Source organism: Arthrobacter sp. TRD_SC_6 (assembly GCF_055361185.1).
Window position 1 is genome coordinate 2,352,930 of sequence record NZ_CM143953.1, and the last position, 22,303, is coordinate 2,375,232.

Annotated in this window: 19 protein-coding genes; 14 read left to right on the forward strand and 5 right to left on the reverse strand. The window is 64.2% G+C overall.

The genetic code is table 11. From position 1 onward, the window contains the following. Positions 1-80 precede the first annotated feature (80 nt). The 5 genes from ACWA1U_RS11110 to map are packed head-to-tail and all read left to right on the forward strand — an operon-like array spanning position 81 to position 6,270. A complete protein-coding gene (locus tag ACWA1U_RS11110) occupies positions 81-2,771 on the forward strand; it encodes a bifunctional acetate--CoA ligase family protein/GNAT family N-acetyltransferase (RefSeq protein WP_463722249.1) in 2,691 nt (896 codons plus the stop codon). Positions 2,772-2,830: 59 nt separating this feature from the next. Further along, on the forward strand, positions 2,831-3,508 hold the full coding sequence (locus tag ACWA1U_RS11115) for a DUF5998 family protein (protein WP_463722250.1): 678 nt from the start codon (positions 2,831-2,833) through the stop codon (positions 3,506-3,508). A 9-nt stretch (positions 3,509-3,517) separates the two neighbouring features. After that, a complete protein-coding gene (locus ACWA1U_RS11120) occupies positions 3,518-4,711 on the forward strand; it encodes an alkaline phosphatase family protein (RefSeq protein ID WP_463722251.1) in 1,194 nt (397 codons plus the stop codon). A gap of 3 nt (positions 4,712-4,714) precedes the next feature. Further along, a complete protein-coding gene (locus tag ACWA1U_RS11125) occupies positions 4,715-5,440 on the forward strand; it encodes a thymidine kinase (RefSeq protein WP_463722252.1) in 726 nt (241 codons plus the stop codon). Positions 5,441-5,487: 47 nt separating this feature from the next. After that, a complete protein-coding gene (gene map, locus ACWA1U_RS11130; protein ID WP_463722253.1) occupies positions 5,488-6,270 on the forward strand; it encodes a type I methionyl aminopeptidase in 783 nt (260 codons plus the stop codon). Positions 6,271-6,287: 17 nt separating this feature from the next. Here map and sepH read toward each other — a convergent pair whose 3' ends face one another. After that, a complete protein-coding gene (sepH, locus tag ACWA1U_RS11135; RefSeq protein ID WP_463722254.1) occupies positions 6,288-7,673 on the reverse strand; it encodes a septation protein SepH in 1,386 nt (461 codons plus the stop codon). A gap of 295 nt (positions 7,674-7,968) precedes the next feature. Between sepH and ACWA1U_RS11140 the strand changes: the two genes are divergently transcribed. Further along, positions 7,969-8,268 carry a DUF4193 domain-containing protein gene (locus ACWA1U_RS11140; protein WP_463722255.1) on the forward strand — a complete coding sequence of 100 codons (300 nt, stop codon included), beginning with the start codon at positions 7,969-7,971 and terminating at the stop codon, positions 8,266-8,268. 31 nt (positions 8,269-8,299) lie between these two features. Here the strand turns inward: ACWA1U_RS11140 and ACWA1U_RS11145 are convergent, their stop codons facing one another. Continuing rightward, entirely contained in the window at positions 8,300-8,758 is a 459-nt protein-coding gene (locus ACWA1U_RS11145; RefSeq protein WP_463722256.1) for a DUF3093 domain-containing protein, read from the reverse strand. 155 nt (positions 8,759-8,913) lie between these two features. On the opposite strand from ACWA1U_RS11145, the gene dut reads away from it, so the two are divergent. The 4 genes from dut to ACWA1U_RS11165 all read left to right on the forward strand — a co-directional run bounded on the left by dut (position 8,914) and on the right by ACWA1U_RS11165 (position 11,416). Further along, positions 8,914-9,408, forward strand: coding sequence for a dUTP diphosphatase (gene dut / locus ACWA1U_RS11150; protein WP_463722257.1), 495 nt, complete (start codon positions 8,914-8,916; stop codon positions 9,406-9,408). A 70-nt stretch (positions 9,409-9,478) separates the two neighbouring features. After that, the gene (locus tag ACWA1U_RS11155) at positions 9,479-10,222 is read left to right on the forward strand and encodes a DUF3710 domain-containing protein (protein ID WP_463722258.1); all 744 of its coding nucleotides are present in this window, start codon (positions 9,479-9,481) and stop codon (positions 10,220-10,222) included. A 127-nt stretch (positions 10,223-10,349) separates the two neighbouring features. Beyond that, positions 10,350-10,589: a single stranded DNA-binding domain-containing protein gene (locus ACWA1U_RS11160; protein WP_463722259.1), complete on the forward strand. Its 240-nt coding sequence runs from the start codon at positions 10,350-10,352 to the stop codon at positions 10,587-10,589. Continuing rightward, complete coding sequence (locus ACWA1U_RS11165) at positions 10,586-11,416, forward strand: DUF3159 domain-containing protein (protein WP_463722260.1); 831 nt, start codon at positions 10,586-10,588, stop codon at positions 11,414-11,416. The genes ACWA1U_RS11160 and ACWA1U_RS11165 overlap by 4 nt, the downstream gene beginning before the upstream one ends. An 11-nt stretch (positions 11,417-11,427) precedes the next feature. Here the strand turns inward: ACWA1U_RS11165 and ACWA1U_RS11170 are convergent, their stop codons facing one another. Together ACWA1U_RS11170 and ACWA1U_RS11175 are read right to left on the reverse strand one after the other, a co-directional pair. After that, the gene (locus tag ACWA1U_RS11170) at positions 11,428-12,117 is read right to left on the reverse strand and encodes a potassium channel family protein (RefSeq protein ID WP_463722261.1); all 690 of its coding nucleotides are present in this window, start codon (positions 12,115-12,117) and stop codon (positions 11,428-11,430) included. Then, a complete protein-coding gene (locus ACWA1U_RS11175) occupies positions 12,114-12,788 on the reverse strand; it encodes a potassium channel family protein (RefSeq protein ID WP_463722262.1) in 675 nt (224 codons plus the stop codon). Before ACWA1U_RS11175 ends, ACWA1U_RS11170 begins: the two co-directional genes overlap by 4 nt. Before the next feature lie 144 nt (positions 12,789-12,932). On the opposite strand from ACWA1U_RS11175, the gene ACWA1U_RS11180 reads away from it, so the two are divergent. The 4 genes from ACWA1U_RS11180 to dxs all read left to right on the forward strand — a co-directional run bounded on the left by ACWA1U_RS11180 (position 12,933) and on the right by dxs (position 21,392). Further along, positions 12,933-14,909 carry an APC family permease gene (locus ACWA1U_RS11180; protein ID WP_463722263.1) on the forward strand — a complete coding sequence of 659 codons (1,977 nt, stop codon included), beginning with the start codon at positions 12,933-12,935 and terminating at the stop codon, positions 14,907-14,909. Beyond that, positions 14,906-16,222 carry a class I SAM-dependent RNA methyltransferase gene (locus ACWA1U_RS11185; protein ID WP_463722264.1) on the forward strand — a complete coding sequence of 439 codons (1,317 nt, stop codon included), beginning with the start codon at positions 14,906-14,908 and terminating at the stop codon, positions 16,220-16,222. The genes ACWA1U_RS11180 and ACWA1U_RS11185 overlap by 4 nt, the downstream gene beginning before the upstream one ends. 192 nt (positions 16,223-16,414) lie before the next feature. Then, positions 16,415-19,210 carry an aconitate hydratase AcnA gene (gene acnA, locus ACWA1U_RS11190; protein ID WP_463722265.1) on the forward strand — a complete coding sequence of 932 codons (2,796 nt, stop codon included), beginning with the start codon at positions 16,415-16,417 and terminating at the stop codon, positions 19,208-19,210. Between the two features lie 208 nt (positions 19,211-19,418). Next, positions 19,419-21,392 (forward strand): 1-deoxy-D-xylulose-5-phosphate synthase, encoded by a 1,974-nt coding sequence (gene dxs, locus ACWA1U_RS11195; protein WP_463722266.1) that lies wholly within the window; start codon positions 19,419-19,421, stop codon positions 21,390-21,392. Positions 21,393-21,413: 21 nt separating this feature from the next. Here the strand turns inward: dxs and ACWA1U_RS11200 are convergent, their stop codons facing one another. Next, the gene (locus tag ACWA1U_RS11200) at positions 21,414-22,067 is read right to left on the reverse strand and encodes a vitamin K epoxide reductase family protein (RefSeq protein WP_463722267.1); all 654 of its coding nucleotides are present in this window, start codon (positions 22,065-22,067) and stop codon (positions 21,414-21,416) included. Positions 22,068-22,303 lie beyond the last annotated feature (236 nt).

Below are 22,303 nucleotides of genomic sequence, written 5' to 3' on the forward strand. Positions count from 1 at the left end.
GTGGGGTCCTTCAGCGGTTGGGTAAGCAGTTGCGGCGGGCGCTTATGTTGCACGCCGCGCCCTGCCACTACTGTGAGTCTATGGTGGCTGACGGACTATACCCGGAATATTGGGAGGCAGATGTCGTGTTGCGGGACGGCTCGACCGGCCACCTGCGGCCCATCTCTCCAACGGACGCCGATGCAATGCAGGACTTCCATCAGCGCCAGTCACAGAACTCCATCTACCTCAGGTTCTTCACGTACAAATCCTCCCTCAGCGAGAAGGAACTGAAGCGCTTCACCGAGGTTGACCATGAAAGCCGGGTGGCCTTTGTCGTCACCCGCGGACAGGACATCATCGGCGTCGGGCGCTATGACCGCCTCGAAGATCCGCAGGTGGCTGAGGTTGCGTTCAACGTCTCCGACGCCCACCAGGGCCGCGGCCTTGGCTCCATCCTCCTGGAGCATCTCGCCGCCGCGGCACGGGAGAACGGGATCAGCCGCTTTACCGCAGAAGTGCTGCCCGAAAACCGGAAGATGATGACGGTCTTCGCCGAAGCCGGGTACGAAGTCGATCGCCATTTTGACGACGGTGTCGTGGAACTTACCTTCAACCTTGACCCGACCGACCGGTCCCGGGCTGTGATGGAGGCACGCGAACACCGCGCTGAGGCGCGCAGCACCCAAACCCTCCTGGCGCCGTCGTCGGTGGCCGTCATCGGAGCCAGCCGCAGCTGGGGCACGGTTGGCTACTCCCTGCTCGAGCACATCATCGACGGCGGTTTCACCGGGATGGTCGCCGCGGTGAATCCCGAGGCGTTTGAACTCAACGGGATGGTGGCCTACGGTTCGATCGGTGAGGTGCCCGGACCGGTCGATCTCGCCGTCGTCGCCGTCCCCTACAGCCGCGTGCTGCCGGTGGTGGAGGAATGCGGCAGGGCGGGCGTGAAGGGCCTGCTGGTCGCGACGGCAGGGTTTGCCGACGACGACGGCGAGGGGCTGGCACGGCAGCGCGCCCTCGTGCACACCGCACGGTCCTACGGGATGCGCGTGGTGGGGCCGGCGTCCCTCGGAATCGTCAACACCGACCCGGCGGTCCGGCTCAACGCGTCCATGGCGCCAAACCTGCCGCAGCCCGGCGGCCTCGCGCTCTTCAGCCAGTCGGCGGCGATCGGCGTCATGATCCATGCCGCAGCAACGCGCCGCAACCTTGGAGTGTCCTCGGCTCTATCAGCAGGCAACCGGGCCGACGTCTCAGGCAACGACGCCATGCAGTACTGGGAGGATGACCCCCGCACCCGTGCCGTCGCCCTGTATCTTGAGTCGATCGGAAACCCGCGAAAGTTCTCCCGCATCGCCCGCAGGCTCTCACGGATGAAGCCCGTCATCGTCGCGAAGTCCGATGTGATGGGGTTGCAGGTCCCACCGGGCCATGCGGTGCGCACCACGCAGGCGCCGGCAGGAGCGCTGGATGCGATGCTCAGGCAATCCGGGGCCATCCGCGTCGAAACCACGGAGCAACTGATGGACGTGGCGCAGATCGTCGTGGGGCAGCCCTTGCCTGTCGGCCCGGGCGTAGCGGTGTTCAGCAACTCATTGGCGCTCGGCAAAGTGGTCGCGGACGGCGCAGCGGCACAGGACCTCGAAGTGGTCCGCATGAACGCTTCGCTGAACCTGGAAGCCGGTCAGTCCATCGCGCTTCCGGCGTTGAGGGAAGCGCTCACGGAGGCGCTCGACGACGCAGCGGTGCACGCCGTCGTCGTCACGTTCATTCCAGCGCTGGGGCTGACACCGAAGGCAATGCTGCCCGTGCTGCGGGAATGCGGCGCGGCTGCTGGCAAGCCCGTGATCGCGTGCTTCACCGGTGTGCTGGATACGTCGACCCAGCTTGCCGGGCTCGACGCCTCTGACCACACAGGGACGGGCATCCCATGCTTTGACAGCCCCGGCGCCGCGCTGGCCGCGCTGGGTGCGGTGGTGCGGTACAGCCGCTGGCGCGGTACTAGCCACGGGGACATCGCGGACATCACCGATTTCGAGGACATCACCGAGGACGACGCCGCTGGGGTGCTGGGCGCCGCGCTCGTCGAGGTGCGCGACGTCGGACTGCTGAAGCTGGACGGCATCCGGTTGAGGCGGGTGCTTGCGAACTACGGGATCAAGCTGCTCCGCTCCGTTCGTTTCGACACGGCCGAGGAAGCAATAGCCGCAGCGGACGAGCTGGGGTGGCCAGTGGCCCTGAAGACTGTGGATGAGCGCCTTCGCCATCGACTCGACTTCGGTGGAGTTCGGCTGAACGTCGCCGGACCCGAGGAGCTCCGGGTGGGAATCACCACCATGCGGAGGGAATTGGCGCCCTTCGGCGGCCCTGACCTGGAGGTTCAGGCGATGGCGCCCGCCGGCCAGGCGTGCGTCATCCGGGCCATCGAGGACCCGTTGCTGGGCCCGGTCCTGTCCTTCGGGATGGCGGGAGACGCCGTTAACCTGCTCGACGACTGGGCCCACGGGATCCCCCCGCTGACCTCGCTTGATGCTGCTGAGCTGGTCAGGGGCCCGCGGGCGAGCCGGCGCCTGTTCGGGTACCAGGGCCTGCCCCCGGTGAATGTACCCGCGCTGGAGGACCTCCTCCTCCGGGTCGCCCTGCTGAAGGACCGTCATCCGGAGATCGCCTTGCTGCAACTGAATCCCGTGCTGGTTTCCCCGGATGGCCTGGCGGTGTTGAGCGCCGAGATCAGCATCGGCAACCCGCAGCAACGCACGGACAGCGCCCGCCGCGCGCTCCGCGACTGACCCTGCACACCGGCGCCGCCGGTTAGGTTGCCGCCGCCGCGATAAGTCACACTGGGAACATGACTCCATCGCTGTCCGCCGAACACCGCGACCTGGACGCCTCCCTCGAACGTGCAGGGTTTTATCCCCGGCTGGTGGCTGACGTGGTGCACGACGCACTCGACGGACGCCAGCCGCTCTCGCACGTTGTTCACCTCGAAACCCACTTCGAGCGCACCGAGGTCCGCAGGCACATTACCGTCCTCGTTCTGACGGAAGACATGCTGGTGGTTACCCACGTCGACGATCAGCAACTGGACGACAATGGGGAACAGATGACCGCCCAGGTTTCCACCGAATCCGTGCCGGTAAGCCAGATCCGTTCGGTTGTGCTCAGCTACCTGTATTCCCAGCCGCATGAATACAAGCCGTCCGACCCAGCACGGGAGCTCACCCTGGGCATCGCCTGGTCCGGCGGCCAACGCCTGGACATGGGGCCCGCAAGCTGCGGAGACCCCCAGTGCGACGCCGACCACGGCTACACCGGCACCATCGCCCAGGAAGACATCGTGCTGCGCGTAAGCGCCGAAGCTGACGGTCTGCAGGCTGTCCAGAACGCCAAGACCTTCGCCCGGGCCCTGCGCACCGTCAGCATCGCCAACCCAACGGTTGCCGGCGTCGTCGTCAATCCGCCCCAGGCCGGCCGTCGCCAGCCAAGCCTGGCGACCCGCTTCAGCCGAGCCCACCACGGTCGGTAAGCTGCGCGCGTGGAAGGTTTAACGCATCACCGGGAGCCGGTCCCGGCATCCCCGGCTTACGGCCGCTCCACCATCGGGGAAGTCTTCACCAGCTCTGCTGCCGCACTGGGAGTCCCCGGATTCGCCAACGAACTAGGGCTGCCCGCTGCGCGGCGCGTCTGCGTGGTGCTCGTGGACGGACTCGGCGCGACCCTGCTGCGAAAGCGGTCAGGACACGCGCCGTTCCTACGGCAGTTCCTGGATTCCTCCCGCAAGCTGGACTCAGTCTTTCCAAGCACGACGGCGGCCGCGCTGGCATCGCTCGGGACCGGCCTGCCGCCGGGCGGCCACGGGCTCGTTGGATATGACGTTCTGGACCCCGCGCAGGAAAAAGTGGTCAACATGCTCGGCGGATGGGATGAGGCCGTGCGGCCCGAACACTGGCAGCCGCACCCCACCATCTTCGAACGGGTCGTAGAACACTTACCGGTCACCAGCGTGGGGCTGCCGCGTTTCGATCAATCCGGGTTGACCAGGGCCGCGTTGCGTGGTGCCCGATACTCTGCGGCCGTAACTCCGCAGGCAAGGGTCGAGGCCGCGTGCAAGGCGCTGAGGGAAAATGACCAGGCGTTGGTGTACCTGTATTTCAATGAGCTCGACAAAGCCGGTCACCGCTCGGGCTGTGGATCGCAGGAATGGGGGGAGAAGCTTGAGGACCTGGACCGCAGCGTTCGCTCGTTGGCAGCGAAGGTACCGGCAGACACGCTCCTGCTACTGACGGCCGACCATGGAATGGTCGATGTCGAGCAACAGCACCGTATCGACTACTCAGCGGACCCTGCACTGATTGACGGCGTCGCCCACACAGCCGGTGAACCCCGAATGGTCCACCTTTACACCGAGCCTGGCCTCTCCGAAGCCGGCAGGCAGAAGTTGATCGATTCCTGGCAGAAAAGCCATGGCGGCCGCGCCTGGGTACTGACTTGCGAGGACGCCATCCAGTCCGGGTTGTTCGGGGATGTTACCCCTGGGATAGAAGCGCGGATCGGTGACGTCCTGATCGCGGCACGGGAGCCTGTGGCCTTCTACGACACGCGCCGCGTGCCCGCCTCGGCCCTGGAGATCATCGGGCAGCACGGCTCGATCACCCGCGCGGAGCGGGAGATACCCTTACTGACACTCCGGAAGCCGGGCCCGGGTCCGCAACGAATCGTGGGGAAGTAGGCCGTGGCCGAGTTGGTCTTCTTCTCAGGAACCATGGACTGCGGCAAGTCCACCCTCGCCCTGCAGATGGATCACAATCACAGCGCGCGCGGGAGGGGTGGCTTACTGTTCAGTTCGCACGACCGCGCCGGAGAGTCGATGATTTCAAGCCGCCTCGGCTTGAGGACGCAAGCCATCGAAGTGCGCACCGATACCGATTTTTGGGAAGAACTTGTCCAGAGGCGTACGCACGGTGCGCGTGTGGACTATCTGATCTGTGATGAAGCCCAGTTTTACTCGGCGCAGCAGATCGAACAGCTGGCCCGCATCGTTGACGACATGGACATTGACGTGTTCGCCTTCGGCATCACCTCGGATTTCCGCACGCAACTGTTTCCCGGCTCGCAGCGGCTGATTGAACTCGCAGACCGTACGCAGGTGCTCCAGGTGGAGGCGTTGTGCTGGTGCGGACGCAGAGCTACCCACAATGCCCGCACCGTGGACGGTGTGATGGTCGTGGAGGGTGCTCAGATGGTGGTCGGTGATGTTGAGACGCGCGCAATGCCCGGCTTGCAAAAAGAGAAGCTCACTGGTGCCGGGCTGGAGGAGCTTGGGGCTACCGGGCCCATCATCGGGTATGAAACCCTGTGCAGGCGCCACCATGTGCGCAGGGTGACAGCGCTCACCGCACGGTCCCTTGCGGGCAGCGAGACCCCGCTGCCGTTTGATCCCGAGGCAGCGCTGTTGTGAACATGCTTCTTCGTACCCAGCAACAAATCGCCTAGAAAGACGCCGCATTGATAGAGATTCTCAACCCGTCCGAGTTGGACAGGGCACGTGTAACCGGTGCCCTTGTTGCGGACATTCTGCACACGCTGAAAGAGCGTACAGCCGTTGGCACAAACCTCCTGGAAATCGACCAGTGGGCCAAGGGCATGATCCTCGACGCGCAGGCGCAGTCCTGCTACGTCGATTACGCGCCGTCCTTTGGGCGGGGACCCTTCGGACACTACATCTGCACGGCCGTGAACGATGCCGTGCTCCACGGCCTTCCGCACGACTACTCGTTGGCCGACGGCGACCTGCTGACACTCGACCTCGCTGTCTCCAGGAAAGGGATCGCGGCGGATTCCGCCATCAGCTTCATCGTGGGGGATTCGCAGCCGAGCGAAAGTGTCGCCTTGATCGAAGCGACGGAACAGGCACTGCACGCCGGGATAGCCGCAGCCGTTCCAGGAGCCAGGATCGGCGATATCTCCCATGCCATCGGCACCGTCCTCAGCAGTGCCGGCTACCTCGTCAACACAGAGTTTGGAGGCCATGGCATCGGCTCGACAATGCACCAGGATCCGCACGTCGCGAACACCGGACGGCCTGGCAGGGGATATAAGTTACGCCCTGGGTTGTTGCTGGCGCTCGAACCGTGGGTCATGGCCGACACAGCACAGCTCATCGTGGACCCTGACGGATGGACGCTCAGGAGCGCCACTGGCGCACGGTCGGCGCATAGCGAGCACACCATAGCCATTACCGACGACGGCGCTGAGATTCTCACTCTGCCGGAACAGTTGCGCACCTGAGGGTTGAGCTCGAGCGGTCAGTCGCCTTTGGTGCCGAATACGATTTCGTCCCAACTTGGCACACTAGACCGCCGCGGACGGATCTTTCGGTCCGGGTCACCGGCCCTGGGCACCGCCGCGGTGTCCTCGCCGCGCGGGTGACCACCATCCGACGCCGGTTCGCCGCTCCCGTGGCCAGCCGAGTGGCTGCGGGGGGCACCGTCGTCGGTCCGGCGCAGCGGGGAGGCCAGTACATGGATCTCGCGGGTCTGTGTGCTGACGCCGTCGAACAGCCGCGGCGTACCGTCGTCGTAAGTGTCCTCGCTGTCGGCTGAGTGCGCTTCAGCAGCGAACGCGTTCCCCGTGGCGGTGTTGCCGGTGTCGTCGGCGTAGCCATCGTCAGTGAGCCTGTCTCCTGCGAGGATTGACGGAGCGAGGCTCAGGCCGGGGAAGGGGGAAGACTGATACGCCTCCGGGTCTTCATCGGTGAGCCCATGGCCCTCGCGGGGATGCGCAGCGGGGACGTGCCCCTTCGCAAGCATCAGGGCGAGGGCGTCATCGCCGTCCTCGTCCGTTCCGAGACGTTGGCCGCGCCGGGAACGAAGGACATCGAGCAGTTCATTGGAATCGCTGCCTTGGTCAGCATCGCCCGCCTCCATGGCTCCGGAACGGTCAGCAACACGCGCGGCATCGGTCTCAAAATCGAAGACGCGGTCCGCGACGGCGCTCAGGCGCCGCGACGGCAGCGGGCCGTCAAGGGGTTCCATTTCGCTGAGCACCTGCGCCCAACGGTTCGCGTTGAGTACGGTCCGCCTGGACGGGTTGAAGGTCCATTGGGCGGGCGGCTCCTCCCCGACAGTTGCAGCGGTTCCGGCAGGCAGTTCGAAACGAACGACCACGGTCCACAAGCCGTCCGGCTTCCGCCATGCATCCCACTCGACGGAATGGAGGTCGACGCCGAAGGCCTGCAGCCTGTAGCGGACCATATCCTCCAGCTGGGCCGGATTATCTCCAAACGCCGAACGGTAGCCATCGCTTGAGGGAACAGGAGTTGCAACCTCCACGCGTTGGGCGAGTTGGGCCATGTATTCGCGTTCGGCGAGCACAGGGCCTTCGTAGCGCAGTACCTGCTTGAGGTCCACACCGGTTTCCCTGACGATCGACTCGGCGGTGGCTCCAGAGCGGATTCGCGACTGGATGTCCCGTGGGGTCAGCGGGGGCCGCTGTCGATCAGATCGATCACCACCGGCGGACACGGAGTGAACCGCGGAACCAACGGCGGAGGGAACCGGGCGCGCCGATGTCCTGCTGCTCGCCATCCGCAGCGCCTCGTTGACAGGGAGACGGAAAGCGGCGCCGCCGTCGCCGCTCAGCAGCAGATGGCCCCCGTCCTCATCCACTCCAACCAGCCGTAGCTCCTGCATGAACAACCCTCCAGCTTTCGTTCCTGCTCCAGATGCAGCTTCCAAAGGAACTCTGCCATTCAAAGGAGCAGGTTCCTACTTCTTGTCTGGTGTGGCGCGGAACTTCTGATAAGCCAATTGGCTTTTCCCCCATTGATCAGCAACAATCTCTGCGGTACGGGCACAAATCGGGTCTCCTCAGCGTTGGAACCACGGACAACGCCCTGGGGAATGCAGGCCCCGATTCCCGTCCAGATCGATCGAGCTCTAACCACCGATAGACCACATATATCCACCGGAGCGTGAACTACTAACTATGGCGACTGACTATGATGCGCCGCGGAAGACCGACGACGAACTCAGCGAAGACTCGATTGAGGAGCTGAAGTCGCGCCGCACTGACAAGCAGTCGGCGGTTGTAGATGAGGACGAGGCCGATGCCGCTGAAGGGTTCGAACTTCCCGGCGCCGATCTATCCGGTGAAGAACTCCTCGTGCGTGTGCTTCCCGCACAGGCCGATGAATTCACCTGCGCTTCCTGCTTCCTGGTTCGTCACCGCTCCCAGATAGCCAAGGAAAAGGGCGGACTCGCCTACTGCAAGGATTGCGAAGGCTAGAAACCTCCGTTACCGGGAATTCCATACAGTCCTACGGGGCGGTCAGGGCGGCTTTCAGCTGCTCGGGCCGCCTCGTTGAGGTTAACCAGTAGGGCGTGGGGTCCTCGTCATCGGTGATGACAATCTTCACCACCGGCGAGATCCAGCCCCGGATGCACAGGTAGGCCCGGCCGTGAAGTTCAGTGCCGCGCTGGGCCGTCGCTTCCGCACCGGTGTAGGCGTCCACCGTCCCGATGTACTTCCGCTCGATCTGGGCACGCCCCACCTGCAGCTGGGTGGAGGTGACCTGGATGCGGGGAGTTGAAAGCACGAGCAGGGTTGTGAGGATTGCCGCGACCACGACGGCGGCAATGATGCCGGCTTCGACGCTGATGGGTATGAAGGTAAACACCGACGCCAGGGCAGCGCCTGCAACCACAATCCAGATCCACGGCGCCGGCCATAGCTTCTCTTCATAGACAACTGCGGCCGGGGAGGATTCTTCAGACATGACAGTTAGCTAAGCACCTTTCAGGAGCCTTTTCATCTCGGCGAACAGGTGAGGGCGTGGGGGTGAAAGCGTTAGAGTAAAGGAAGCGGGCAAGCCGTGGAGGAATCCGCGCACAGCCCGCCCCCTGGATGCAAAATGCTCCAGCCACCGATCAAATGACAGTCAATTACAGTGCAGGAGTGAAAGTGCTGGAGACCGCAGAGGCTTTGTCCGTGCAGATCAAGATGCTCGACGCCGGCATGGAGCCTCCCGCATACGCCCACCCCGACGACGCCGGAGCCGACCTCCGCTGCCGGATCGACTTTCAGCTTGCTCCGGGGGAGCGCGCACTCATTCCCACTGGTGTGGCCATCGCGCTGCCAAGTGGCTATGCCGCGTTTGTTCACCCGCGGTCAGGGCTCGCCGCGAAGCATGGCCTGACTGTCGTCAACGCCCCCGGCACAGTGGACGCTGGCTACCGCGGCGAAATCGCGGTGACCCTGCTCAACACGGACTCCAGGGAAACCCTTGTATTCCGCAGGGGTGACCGTATTGCCCAGCTGGTGATCCAGCGGGTGGAGTACGCGCAGTTCGTGGCGGTGGAAGAGCTGCCGGACTCCGTTCGCGGAGCTGGTGGTTTCGGTTCGACCGGAGGATTCGCGACCACCTGACTGGTGGGCTGCAGACTTAATCGACGGGCAGGCATGCAGCCGCCCAGGAACGCAAAGGAGGGTCCCGATCATGGTCTTCGGGCGCCGCAAGAAAGAATCACACGAAGTACAGGACGACAGCACGGACGCAGTGCAGGAACAGACGGAAGCCGGAGACACCGACCTCGTCGGTGAGCGCGCGCAGGGAAACAACCGGCTTGCCCTCGGCCCGTTCGATGCCTCCGAGAAGGAGTCAGGCGAGGGTTACATCGACCTCGGTGCCCTGCGTATTGCCGCCACTGAAAACCTTCAGCTGCGCCTTGAGGTTGAGGAACGTACCAAGCGGGTCATCGCGGTCACACTGGATATGAACGGTTCGAACCTTCAGTTACAGGCTTTCGCCGCACCGCGATCGGAGGGCCTATGGGACGAGATCCGCGGCCAGATCGGAGGTTCGGTCGGTTCGCAGGGCGGCACCGTCGAGGAGAAGGACGGTGAGTTCGGGACGGAGCTCATTGCCAAACTGCCAGCCCAGACCCCGGACGGCCGGACCGGATTCCGGGTAGCCAGGTTCGTGGGGGTCGATGGTCCACGCTGGTTCCTCCGCGGGGTCTTCGGGGGAGCGGCCGCTGCGGACCAGGCTGCGGCCGAGCCAATGGAGAAGTTGTTCCGAAGCGTAGTTGTGGTCAGGGGTGACCACCCGCTGCCTCCCCGCGAGTTGCTGCCCCTGAGGCTGCCCAAGGACGCCGGCACTCCGCCAGCGCAACCGCAGCAGCCCAAGAACGACCTCGACAATCCACTGCGGCGAGGACCTGAGATCACCAAAATTGGTTGAGCAGGGATCGCCGGGGTTGTCCTGGACCGAAGACACGCTGTCCCCGGGACGGCGCAGGATCTCGGGCCGTGGGTTCGTGGACCGGGTGACCGTGTTACCGAGGAACGTCCCGCCACGGTTTTCGGCAATGGTCTCTCACCCCACGCACTCCAAGGGCCCGGGAAAAGGCAATGCGGAAGCGGACACCGAGACCGCGCGCTACTCGGGCTCCAGGGTCCGCCTGATCTGGGCCGGGCAGCGCAGGATCTCCGGAATCCTTCCCGGGGTGGAAGTCGCGTTCGAGGGAATGCTCAGTATTGTCGACGGAGTACCCACTATCTATAACCCGCGGTATGAGATTATCGGCCGTCCTGAGGAGACCACGTGAATGATCCCGCCGAGCGAAGCCCCAAGGCTGGCTCCGGAGACGCCGATGGCCATCAACCCGGTGAACCCGGCAGCCTCAGCGAGTCAGCCGGGCGCGTTGACCGACGCGATGGTCACACCGGAGGTAATGCGGAACAGCAGGGCGAAGCGGAGGCACAGAACGGCCTAGGGGCCTTCGCCACCCAGTACGCCGCTAAAGCGGGCGTACGCCAGGATGCCGGCGGACGAATCGATGTGCTGCAGTCCATCGGCGGAATCCGGGGATTGGCTGAGAGCATACTGCCGGGATTGCTTTTCACTGTCGTGTTTACGGTCGGACGGGATCTCCAGCTCTCACTCATTGTTGCCCTGGCTGTGGCCGCGGTTTTCACTGTCATCCGCCTGCTCTCCAGAACGCCGCTCACACAGGCGTTGTCCGGGCTGGTCGGTGTCGCCATTTGCGCCTTCGTGGCCAACCAGACCGGTAACGCCCAGGATTTCTTCCTGCCGGGCTTCTTCACCAACGCCGCCTACATTGTCGGGATGGTTATATCGATCGCCGTCCGGTGGCCGCTCGCTGGCCTGCTTTTCGGGTTCATCCGGGGCGAGGGGATTGATTGGCGCAAGGAACCGGCCCGCGTAAAAGCGTACGTGTTGGCGACGTGGCTCATCGTCTCAGTGCTTGCGCTGCGGCTGATTGTGCAGGTACCGCTTTACCTCGCGGACAACATTGCCGCACTGGGGGCAACCCGCGTTGCCATGGGCGTGCCCCTCTACGCGCTTGGGCTGTGGTTTGCATGGCTGGTGTCGCGTCCCGCGGTGGCCAAGGAAGAACACCCGCCCGCCTGACAGGGCCGTCCTCATACCTCTCTGGAGGTGTTGCGTGGTCCGGCATCCGGTGACAGGGCAGCCCGCAGCGCGTCCTCTGCGGCGATGGCCGCCACGAGGAACAGCTCGTCCCCGGCTTCGACAACATCATCCGGGCTGGGCGTGATTGCCGTGTCATCGCGGAGGATGGCGACAACCGCACAGTCCGCCGGCAGTTCGACCGAACCGAGTACCTGCCCGATCAGCGGCGAATCCTGTGGCACCGTGAACTCGACGATTGCGGACACTCCGGCCCTCAGGGTCAGCAGGCGCACCAAGTCGCCGATCTCGACTGCTTCCTCCACGAGCGCCGTCATGAGCCTCGGTGTGTTGACCGCGACGTCGACTCCCCATGAGTCGTCGAACATCCAGTCATTCTTCGGGTTGTTGACGCGTCCCACGGTCCGCCCGACACCGAATTCGCTCTTAGCCAGGAGGGAAACCACAAGGTTCACCTTGTCGTCTCCCGTCGCCGACACGACGACGTCGGCTTCCTCGAGTTTTGCGTCCTTCAGGGTGGTCAGTTCGCAGGCGTCGCCAATCAGCCAGCGTGCGCCTTTGAGCCCGCTCCGGCCGATGACTTCGGGCTTCTCGTCGATGAGGAGGATGTCGTGGTTATTCGAGAGCAGCTCACGGGCTATGGATGACCCCACACTGCCCGCTCCTGCGATGACTACCTTCACTCCGACTCCTCTGCTGGCTTCTTTGCGAGTATCCGTGCCACCTCGTCGGTAGCGGCGGTTTCCATCATGGCGTGGACCACGTCACCTTCCTGGTAGCTGGTGCCGCTGATCGGGAGCATTCCCTCTCCGAAGCGGGTGAGGTAGGCAACGCGTACTCCGGCGGCCAGCTCAATGTCCCTGATGGACCTTCCCAGCCAACCGTCGTGCAACCCGAGCTCGCCCAGTATCAGCCTCCCCGACGATTCCCGGAAGTCCCCGTTGATGCTTTGTTCCGGAAGAATGCGCCTCAGTACCTGATCTGCGCTCCACCGAACGGCAGCGACGGTGGGAATGCCCAGGCGCTGGTAGATCTCCGCGCGGCCCGGGTCATAGATGCGTGCGACAACGTGGGGCACATGGAAAATCTCGCGGGCAACGCGGGTAGCGAGAATATTCGAGTTGTCTCCGCTGGACACCGCCGCGAAAGCGTATGCGTTCTCGATGTCAGCATTCTTCAGGGTCTCGCGGTCGAAGCCGACGCCCGTGACCTTCCGGCCACCAAACGAACCCCTCAACCTGCGGAAGGCCCGGTCATCCTGGTCGATGATCGACACGGTGTGCCCGGACTCATCGAGCGTGTGGGCAAGGCTTACACCCACCCGGCCGCAGCCCATGATTACGAAATGCGCCACTGCGCCACCCCTGATTGTCCTTGATACGCGGTGCTCGCGGAGGTTGCCCTCCAGTACCTGCTAAGCGTAGCGCCAGCGGCCCGGCCAACGGTTAGGCCGACCGCAGAAAGGGAAGGGACAGGGCAAACGCGCTAGTCTGTGGGCGTGCTGACATTCTTCGAGGCCACCAAGCGGGTGCTGGTGGGCAAGCCGTTCCGTAATGACCGGCTGCGGCATGAGACGCTCCCCAAAAAAATCGCCATGCCGCTCTTCTCGGCAAACGCTCTGTCCTCCACCGCGTACTCTCCCGACGAAATCCTGCTGACGCTGGCCCTTGCCGGTGTGGCGGCGGTCGCGGTTTCACCGTGGGTGGGCCTGGCGGTCATCGTCGTCCTGCTCGTGGTCATTGCCTCATACCGGCAGGCCGTCTACGCCTACCCCTCCGGAGGCGGCGATTACGAGATCGCGCGGCGCAACCTCGGGAACGGGGCAGGGGTAACGGTGGCCGCGGCCCTCATGGTGGATTACGTCCTCACTGTGGCCGTTTCCGTCTCAGCCGGCGCGCACTATCTCATCTCCCTTGCGCCCTCGCTGGGAGGGGCACAGAGCGCGCTGGCGGCGGGCGCCGTCGTCGTTCTGGTACTGGTGAACCTGCGGGGTTTCACACGCGGCGCCCGTGTACTAGCGGTGCCTACCTACCTCTTCATGGCAGCGATTGCCGCGCTGTGCATTACCGGCATCATCCAGCGGTTGTCCGGCACGCTGCAGGAGGCGCCGAGCGCCCGGTTTGAGATTGTGCCGGACGCCGCGTTCGACTCCGGACTCGTGGGGCTTGCGGGCGCCCTGCTCATCCTTCGGGCCTTCTCGTCGGGCGCAGCCGCCCTGACCGGGGTGGAGGCACCAAGCTCGAACGTACCGAGCTTCCAGCCGCCGCGCAGCCGCAATGCCGCGAGTACGCTGCTCATCCTCGGCGTGGTGGCCAGCCTCCTCACCGCGGGCATCATTTACCTCGCGAACGCCACCAAGGTGCATGTGGTGCAGAACCCTTTAGAGCAGCTGCGTCTGGGCGGTCGGCCGGTCGACGAAACGTACATCCAGAACCCGGTGATCAGCCAGCTTGCGCGGACAATTTTCGACGGCGGAACGCTGCCCTTCTTCATCGTGGTGGCGGCAACGGCACTCATCCTGCTCCTCGCCGCCCACGCCGCTTTCAATGGCTTCCCGGTCCTCGCCTCGATCCTGGCCAAGGACGGCTTCCTGCCGCGCCAGCTGAGGACCAGGGGTGACCGGCTCACCTTCAGCAACGGAATCATGGCGCTTGGCGCGGGCGCCATCCTGCTCATTCTGGTTTTCCGCGCTGATGTCACGCAGCTGGTCCAGCTGTACATCGTGGGCGTGTTCGTGTCGTTCACCGCGACTCAGCTTGCCCTGATCAAGCACTGGAGCCGGGAGTTGCGCAGCACGGTGGACAAGAAGCGCCGTTGGAGGCTCAACAAGTCGCGGGCGATCAACTCGGTCGGGTTCGTGCTCACGGCTGCCGTGCTGGTGGTCGTGCTGGTCACCAAGTTTGAGTACGGTGCCTGGATCGCCATCCTCGCGATGGTGGTGCTCTTCGCGGTCATGCTCAGCATCAAAGCCCACTATGACCAGGTGGCCCGCGAGCTGGCGATCGACGACGCCGCGGCCGTCCGCGCCCTGCCGTCACGGGTCCACGCGGTGATCCTCGTGTCACACGTCCGGAAACCGGTGCTGCGCGCCCTCGCTTTCGCCCGTGCGTCACGCCCCTCGAAGCTTGACGCGGTGGTCGTGGATGTCGACCCGGAGGAGACTCAGCGGACGCTGGAGGACTGGGACAGGCTCGAACTTCCCGTCCCCATAACCGTCCTCGCCTCGCCCTACCGCGATACCATCCAGCCGATCATGGACTACATCAAGTCCATGCGCCGGGACTCACCGCGGGACCTCATCGTGGTCTATATCCCCGAGTACGTGGTGGGGAAGTGGTGGGAGCAACTGGTCCACAACCAGACCGCCCTGCGCATCAAGACCCGCCTCCACTTCGAACCAGGGGTTATGGTGGCAAGCGTTCCATGGCAACTCGCGTCCTCCGACGCCGCCCGCACATTCCAGGACCTCAGGTGACCCAGACCCACGATTCCGCACCCGTACTCGAACTGACCATCGGCCCTGCCGCCCACGGCGGGCACTGCGTTGCCCGGCACGAGGGGCGGGTCATCTTCGTCCGGCACACCATCCCGGGCGAGGTGGTGAGGGCCCGCCTTACCGAGTACGACGACGACGCCCGCTTCTGGCGCGCTGACGCTACCGACATCATGCGTGCCTCCACTGACCGGGTGAATCACCCCTGGCCGCTGGCCGACGCAGTGCTCGCCGGGATGCGCGGCGGCCGTCCGGTCGGAGGAGCCGAGTTTGGGCACGTCGACCTGCAGGCGCAGCGACGGTTGAAAGCGGGAATCTTCCAGGAACAGTTGATGCGGCTCGGCAAGGTCGAGCGGGAAATCACCGTGGAGCCGGTCCCCGATGAATCTCCGGACGGACTGGGTTGGCGCACCCGCGTGGGCTTCGCGGTGGATCCCTCGGGCCACCTGGCGATGCACGAGCACCGCTCGAATACTTTGGTGCCGGTTGCGGACATGCCGCTTGCCGTGCCGGCCATCAATGACCTCGGACTGTGGAACATCGACTTCACCGGGGTCGATTCAGTCGAGGTGGCGGCAGGCGCGGGGGAGGGTGAGCCCCTGGTTCTCCTCGTGACTGCAACGGATGCGCTCAGCCCGGCAGTCCGCTCGATTGCCGACTCCATTCCGGGGGCTTCCGTTTCGGCCTGGCACCCGGAATCCGGTTCGCTCCAGCGTCTGAGCGGCCGTACCTGGGTTCAGGAACTAGTCGGCGGGAACCGTTTCCGGGTGACCGGAGATGGCTTCTGGCAGATCCACCGCAGTGCTCCGCAGGTTCTCACGGAAGCTGTACTCAGCGGCCTCGACCCCTCGGCAGGCCAACGGGTGGCGGACCTCTACGCTGGCGCGGGGCTTTTCACTGCTGCGCTCGCGGACGCTGTCGGAGAGTCCGGACTCGTGCTTTCAGTTGAAGGTTCCCCGGCTGCCAGCAAGGATGCCCGGCGTAACCTTCACGGCCGTCCCCACGTCGATATCGTCCAGGGGAAGGTGGAGAAAGTGCTTCGCGAACGGCGCCCGCACCTCGACGGCGTCGTGCTCGATCCGCCGCGCGCGGGTGCAGGCAGGGAAGCGGTCCGCGCCATCACGGCGAGCGGCGCTGGAGCCGTGGCCTATGTGTCCTGCGACCCGGCGTCGTTCGCCAGGGATGTGGGCTACTTCGCTGCTGCCGGTTGGGGCCTCGCCAGCCTCCGGGTGTTCGATCTCTATCCCCACACCCACCACATGGAGTCCGTGGCGGTACTGCGTCCCCAGGCCTGACACTGACTGCGTCAACCGCTTTGCCGGTTGTGAACGGCTAGGATGAAGCTGGTTGTTCCGCGTGGTCACTATGCGGCCTTGAGGCTTCCTGAGCCCCATTCCTGTGCTGCCACCGGCCTGTCTTAGGCCTTCCTAACTAGCAGATGGCGCCCGCCGGAACAAGGATTAGAAGACGGCGAGAGGAGTCCTGACATGAGTAGTGTGGACAGCTTCGGTTCCAAAGGCGTACTAAATGTCGCTGGTACCGAATACGAGATTTTCCGGTTGAACGCGGTCGAAGGTGCACAGAACCTTCCCTTCAGCCTCAAGGTGTTGCTCGAGAACCTGCTGCGCACCGAAGACGGTGCCAACATCACCGCAGACCACGTTCGGGCCCTCGCCAGCTGGGACGCTGATGCGCAGCCCAGCACCGAGATCCAGTTCACGCCGGCGCGCGTGATCATGCAGGATTTCACCGGCGTCCCCTGCATAGTTGACCTGGCGACCATGCGCGAAGCCGTCAAGGACCTCGGCGGCGACCCTTCCAGGGTGAACCCGCTGGCACCGGCAGAGATGGTCATTGACCACTCGGTGCAGATCGACGTATTCGGCAACGCCGATGCCGTTGAGCGCAACATGGATATCGAATACGAGCGCAACGGTGAGCGTTACCAGTTCCTCCGTTGGGGCCAGACCGCTTTCGATGACTTCAAGGTTGTTCCACCTGGAACCGGCATTGTGCATCAAGTGAACATTGAGTACCTGGCACGCACCGTGATGACCCGGGAAGTCGACGGAAAACTCCGTGCCTACCCGGACACCTGCGTCGGAACCGACTCACACACCACCATGGTCAACGGCCTCGGTGTTCTTGGCTGGGGCGTCGGTGGAATTGAAGCCGAGGCAGCCATGCTCGGCCAGCCCGTCTCCATGCTCATCCCGCGCGTTGTCGGTTTCAAGCTCACCGGTGCCATCCCTGCCGGCGCCACGGCGACGGATGTCGTCCTGACCATCACAGAGCAGCTCCGCAAGCACGGCGTGGTGGGTAAGTTCGTTGAGTTCTACGGGGACGGTGTAGCCGAGGTTCCGCTGGCCAACCGCGCAACCATCGGCAACATGAGCCCCGAGTTCGGCTCCACGGCTGCCATGTTCCCCATCGACGACGTCACCCTCGAGTACCTGCGCCTGACCGGTCGCTCCGAGGAAAACGTTGCGCTCGTAGAGGCTTATGCCAAGGAACAGGGTCTTTGGCATGATCCGTCCAAGGAAATCCGCTTCTCCGAATACCTCGAACTGGACCTCTCCTCGGTTGTCCCTTCGATCGCCGGCCCGAAGCGCCCACAGGACCGCATTGAGCTGACCGACGCGAGGGAGCAGTTCCGCAAGGACATCCACAACTACGTCAGCAATGTCGACGAGGCTGCGCTGGATGAGGCGCTCGAGGAGTCCTTTCCCGCCTCCGACGTTCCGGCCATGACGTCGACGCTGAAGCAGTCCGCTGCAGCTTCCGCCGCGGGGCGTCCTTCCCTGCCCGTCGAAGTGAAGATGACCGACGGCCGCGAGTTCATCCTCGACCACGGTGCCGTCACCATCGCGTCCATTACTTCGTGCACCAACACCTCGAACCCCTCGGTCATGCTTGCCGCAGCCATCCTTGCGCGCAACGCCGTCGACAAGGGCCTCACCTCCAAGCCATGGGTGAAGACCTCCGTGGCGCCGGGCTCAAAGGTTGTTACCGACTACTACGACAAGTCCGGCCTCACCCCCTACCTGGAGAAGCTGGGCTTCTACATCGTCGGTTATGGCTGCGCCACCTGCATCGGCAACTCTGGCCCGCTTGAGGAGGAAATCTCCAACGCAATCCAGACGAATGACCTTTCCGTCGCAGCGGTCCTCTCCGGCAACCGCAACTTCGAGGGCCGGATCAACCCGGACGTGAAGATGAATTACCTGGCGTCACCGCCGCTGGTGATCGCCTACGCACTGGCTGGCAGCATGGACTTCGACTTCGAGAATGATCCCCTCGGCCAGGACGAGTCCGGCGCTGGCATCTTCCTCAAGGACATCTGGCCGAGCCCTACGGAAGTCCAGCAGGTCATTGACTCCTCGATCGATGAGGCAATGTTCACCAGGGGCTATGAGGGCGTCTTCGACGGCGACGATCGCTGGAAGGCACTTGATACTCCCGAGGGCAACACGTTCGCCTGGGATAGCGAGTCCACCTACGTGCGGAAGCCACCGTACTTCGAAGGCATGCAGGCGCAGCCCGAACCGGTCTCGGACATCCAGGGTGCACGCGTACTTGCCAAGCTCGGCGATTCGGTGACCACCGACCACATCAGCCCCGCCGGTTCCTTCAAGTCCGACAGCCCTGCAGGGCGCTACCTGCTGGAAAACGGTGTGGCCCGCAAGGACTTCAACTCCTATGGTTCCCGCCGTGGCAACCACGAGGTGATGATCCGCGGAACCTTCGCGAATATCCGCCTGCGCAACATGCTGCTCGACGGGATCGAGGGCGGCTTCACCCGGGACTTCACTCAGACCGGCGGTCCGCAGACCTACATCTACGACGCCGCAATGAACTACCAGGCTGAAGGCACCCCGCTGGTCGTCCTCGCGGGCAAGGAGTACGGATCAGGCTCCTCACGGGACTGGGCAGCCAAGGGAACGGCACTGCTCGGCGTCAAGGCAGTCGTTGCCGAGAGCTACGAGCGCATCCACCGCTCCAACCTCATTGGCATGGGAGTCCTGCCGCTTCAGTACCCAGCCGGGGAGAGCGCCGCAACGCTTGGCCTGACGGGCACCGAGACCTTCACGGTCGAGGGCGTGACCGAGCTCAACAACGGCAACACCCCCGCCACAGTGAAGGTCACTGCCACCCCTGAAGATGGTGGCGACGCCGTGACTTTTGACGCTGTCCTCCGCATTGACACGCCGGGTGAAGCGGACTACTACCGCAACGGCGGCATCCTGCAGTACGTACTGCGTCAGCTGACCACGGTCTCCTGACCAACCAGCACCAAACAGCACGCCGCGTCCACACTGTGGGGCGCGGCGTGCTGTGTTTGACGCCCGCCCCGGCACCCTTGGTGAACCCGCCACGTTAGAGTTAACAGCGAGCAACAACGCAGCCGGAACTGCTTGGCCCGTTGCCGCAGATCACCCGCATCAGCTGCAGCAATCAGCAGGACCTAGAGAAGTCACAGAAGGAGGCGCAATGGGACTCCTGGAGACCATCCACAGCCCACAGGACCTCAGCAGGTTGTCAGAGCAGCAGCTCACCCAACTGGCAGCTGAAATCCGGACCTTCCTCATCAGCAACGTTTCGCGCACGGGAGGCCATCTGGGCCCGAACCTCGGGGTTGTCGAGCTGACCGTGGGCATCCATCGCGTCTTTGATTCCCCGCGGGACAGCGTTGTCTTCGACACGGGCCACCAGTCCTATGTGCACAAGCTGCTTACCGGGCGCCAGGACTTTGGGTCCCTTCGTCAGCAGGGTGGGCTTTCCGGGTACCCGTCCCGCGCGGAATCAGTCCACGACGTCGTTGAGAGCTCCCATGCGTCGTCGTCGTTGTCCTGGGCGGACGGCATCTCCCGGGCCCGCGTCCTGATGGGCGAAGAAGACCGCACCGCAGTGGTGCTGATCGGAGACGGCGCGCTCACGGGAGGGATGGCGTGGGAGGCCATCAACAACATTGCATCGGACAAACGTCGGCGCGTGGTGATCGTCGTTAATGACAACGGCCGGTCCTACGCACCCACGATCGGCGGCGTTGCTGACTACCTCGCGTCGCTGCGCCCTACCCTTGACACCGTACGTACGCACCGGGTCTACGAGAAGACGCTCGACTGGCTGAAGCGCAGGCTGCAGGACGGCGGACCCCTGAGCCAGTTCACCTACAAGAGCCTGCACGCCACCAAAAAAGGTGTGAAGGACTGGTGGGCTCCGCAGGGGCTGTTCGAGGATCTCGGCATGAAATACATCGGCCCCATCAACGGCCATGACCTGTCCGTGGTGGAACAGGCGCTGAACCAGGCCAAGAAGTACGGCGGTCCCGTGATCGTGCATGCGATGACCGAAAAAGGACACGGTTACGCCCCGGCACGTGCCCACGAAGCCGACCAGTTCCACGCCGTCGGAATCATCGATCCTGAGACTGGCGAACCGGTTGACGCCGGGGGTGTGCAGTCCTGGACGTCCGTCTTCGCCGCAGAAATCGCTGATATCGCCGATGAACGCAAGGACATCGTCGGGATCACCGGAGCAATGCTCATCCCCGTCGGCCTGCACAAGTTCGCCGCCCGGCACCCCGACCGCGTATTCGACGTCGGCATCGCCGAGCAGCACGCGCTGACCAGCGCAGCGGGCATGGCCTTCGGGGGACTGCACCCCGTGATCGCCCTGTACGCAACCTTCCTGAACCGTGCTTTTGATCAATTGCTCATGGACGTGGCCCTGCACAAGGCCGGCGTGACGATCGTGCTCGACCGGTCGGGCGTGACAGGACCCGACGGCGCGAGCCACCACGGCATGTGGGATCTCTCGATGCTGCAGATTGTCCCTGGTCTTCACCTTGCGGCGCCGCGCGATGCGACGCGGTTGCGCGAAGAGCTTCGCGAAGCCGTGGACATCGGTGACGCACCCTCTGTGGTGCGGTACTCCAAGGGCAACGTTGGTCCGGAGGTTGAAGCTGTCGAGAGGCTGGCTGACGGTGTCGACGTACTGTGCCGCCGTCCGGCCGGATCGCGGCAGAATGACGTCCTGATTGTCAGCGTCGGCGCCATGAGTGAGATGGCGCTGGACGTTTCTGACCGGCTTGGTGCACAGGGAATCAGCTCCACTGTCATTGACCCGCGCTGGGTTCTCCCTGTTGCCAAATCCGTGATCCGGCTCGCCGCGGAGCACAGGATCGTCGTAGTGATTGAGGACGGCGTGCGGGCCGGTGGAGTCGGTTCGCGCATCCGCCAGGAAATGCGCTCAGCTGGAGTGGATACCGCCCTCAACGAGGTGGGGCTGCCGGTGGAATTCCTTGACCACGGCTCGCGCAGTGAGGTGCTGGAACGCGTGGGGCTGACCTCCCGCAAGGTTGCACAGGACGTCGTCGGCCAGGTCCTCGGAACCAAGGTGCCGGTGGCCAGGCCGCTACCAGGGGCGGTCCCGACGGCCACGGGCCAACTGCCCGAGCTCTGAGTAGCTACAGGATGAGCGTAGCTAGCCGATGAACGCGTCGGCGAAGCTGAAGAACACAGAAGCTGCTGTTGCCACCAACAGCAGCACGGTAAGCGGCAGCGCCCACTCGGAGAGGAACCGCCGGGCGGGTGGGGGTGCCGGGAAGTCCGAGTGGATGAAATTGCGGGCGGTGAGCAGCACGGTCAACACGATCATGACTGCCCACACCACCATGCAGTAGATGCACAGGATGTGAATGTCGAACAGCGCCTGGCTCCACAGCCAGACCACAAAGACGAAGCCAATTGTGGTCCCTGCCTGCAGTCCCCGCCAGTACCACCGCCCCAGCTGGGCTCCGGAGAGCAGCACGACGCCGGTCGTTATCACCACGGCGAACGAAACAACACCGATCAACGGGTTCGGGAATCCGAACAAGGCCGCCTGCCAGGTCCGGAACACCTCACCGCAGGAGACGAAGGGGCTGATGTCGCAGGAGGTCACGTAGCTCGGGTCCGAGTAGAGGGCAAGGCGCTCGAGCATCAACTGTCCGGATGCAAGGAAGCCAACGACGCCGGTGATCACCAGCAGCCATGCGGTGCCCCGCGCCGTGGCGTAGCCGGGGACGCTCCGTTCCGAAGCGCCGGCGTCCCGGAATACTCGCGCCCGCTCTGCGCCGTTGGTTGCGTGCTCGCTCACATGCCCTCCTGGTTGTCCGCACAGCGAGTCTAGCTGCCGAATCCGTGGAGTTGGATGGGTGTATGAGACAATGAACGCGGCTGGTGAGGGAACCACATTCCCCTGCCGGTCCAGTGACAGGCTTCCGGTTCTGCCGGCGACGTACCTGCGGATTAGGCACTTACTACGGTGAAAGCCGCGGAATCCGCCGGGCAGACCCCGTGCTGGTTTTCAGCGAACGGGCAGGAAAAGCGCCA

Excerpts from the sequence above, each read along its gene's own strand:
- ACWA1U_RS11110 (WP_463722249.1), top strand. The coding sequence starts at position 81 with ATGGTGGCTGACGGACTATACCCGGAATATTGGGAGGCAGATGTCGTG.
- ACWA1U_RS11115 (WP_463722250.1), top strand. The coding sequence starts at position 2,831 with ATGACTCCATCGCTGTCCGCCGAACACCGCGACCTGGACGCCTCCCTC.
- sepH (WP_463722254.1), bottom strand. The coding sequence starts at position 7,673 with ATGCAGGAGCTACGGCTGGTTGGAGTGGATGAGGACGGGGGCCATCTG.
- ACWA1U_RS11140 (WP_463722255.1), top strand. The coding sequence starts at position 7,969 with ATGGCGACTGACTATGATGCGCCGCGGAAGACCGACGACGAACTCAGC.
- ACWA1U_RS11145 (WP_463722256.1), bottom strand. The coding sequence starts at position 8,758 with ATGTCTGAAGAATCCTCCCCGGCCGCAGTTGTCTATGAAGAGAAGCTA.
- dut (WP_463722257.1), top strand. The coding sequence starts at position 8,914 with ATGACAGTCAATTACAGTGCAGGAGTGAAAGTGCTGGAGACCGCAGAG.
- ACWA1U_RS11155 (WP_463722258.1), top strand. The coding sequence starts at position 9,479 with ATGGTCTTCGGGCGCCGCAAGAAAGAATCACACGAAGTACAGGACGAC.
- ACWA1U_RS11160 (WP_463722259.1), top strand. The coding sequence starts at position 10,350 with ATGGTCTCTCACCCCACGCACTCCAAGGGCCCGGGAAAAGGCAATGCG.
- acnA (WP_463722265.1), top strand. The coding sequence starts at position 16,415 with ATGAGTAGTGTGGACAGCTTCGGTTCCAAAGGCGTACTAAATGTCGCT.
- dxs (WP_463722266.1), top strand. The coding sequence starts at position 19,419 with ATGGGACTCCTGGAGACCATCCACAGCCCACAGGACCTCAGCAGGTTG.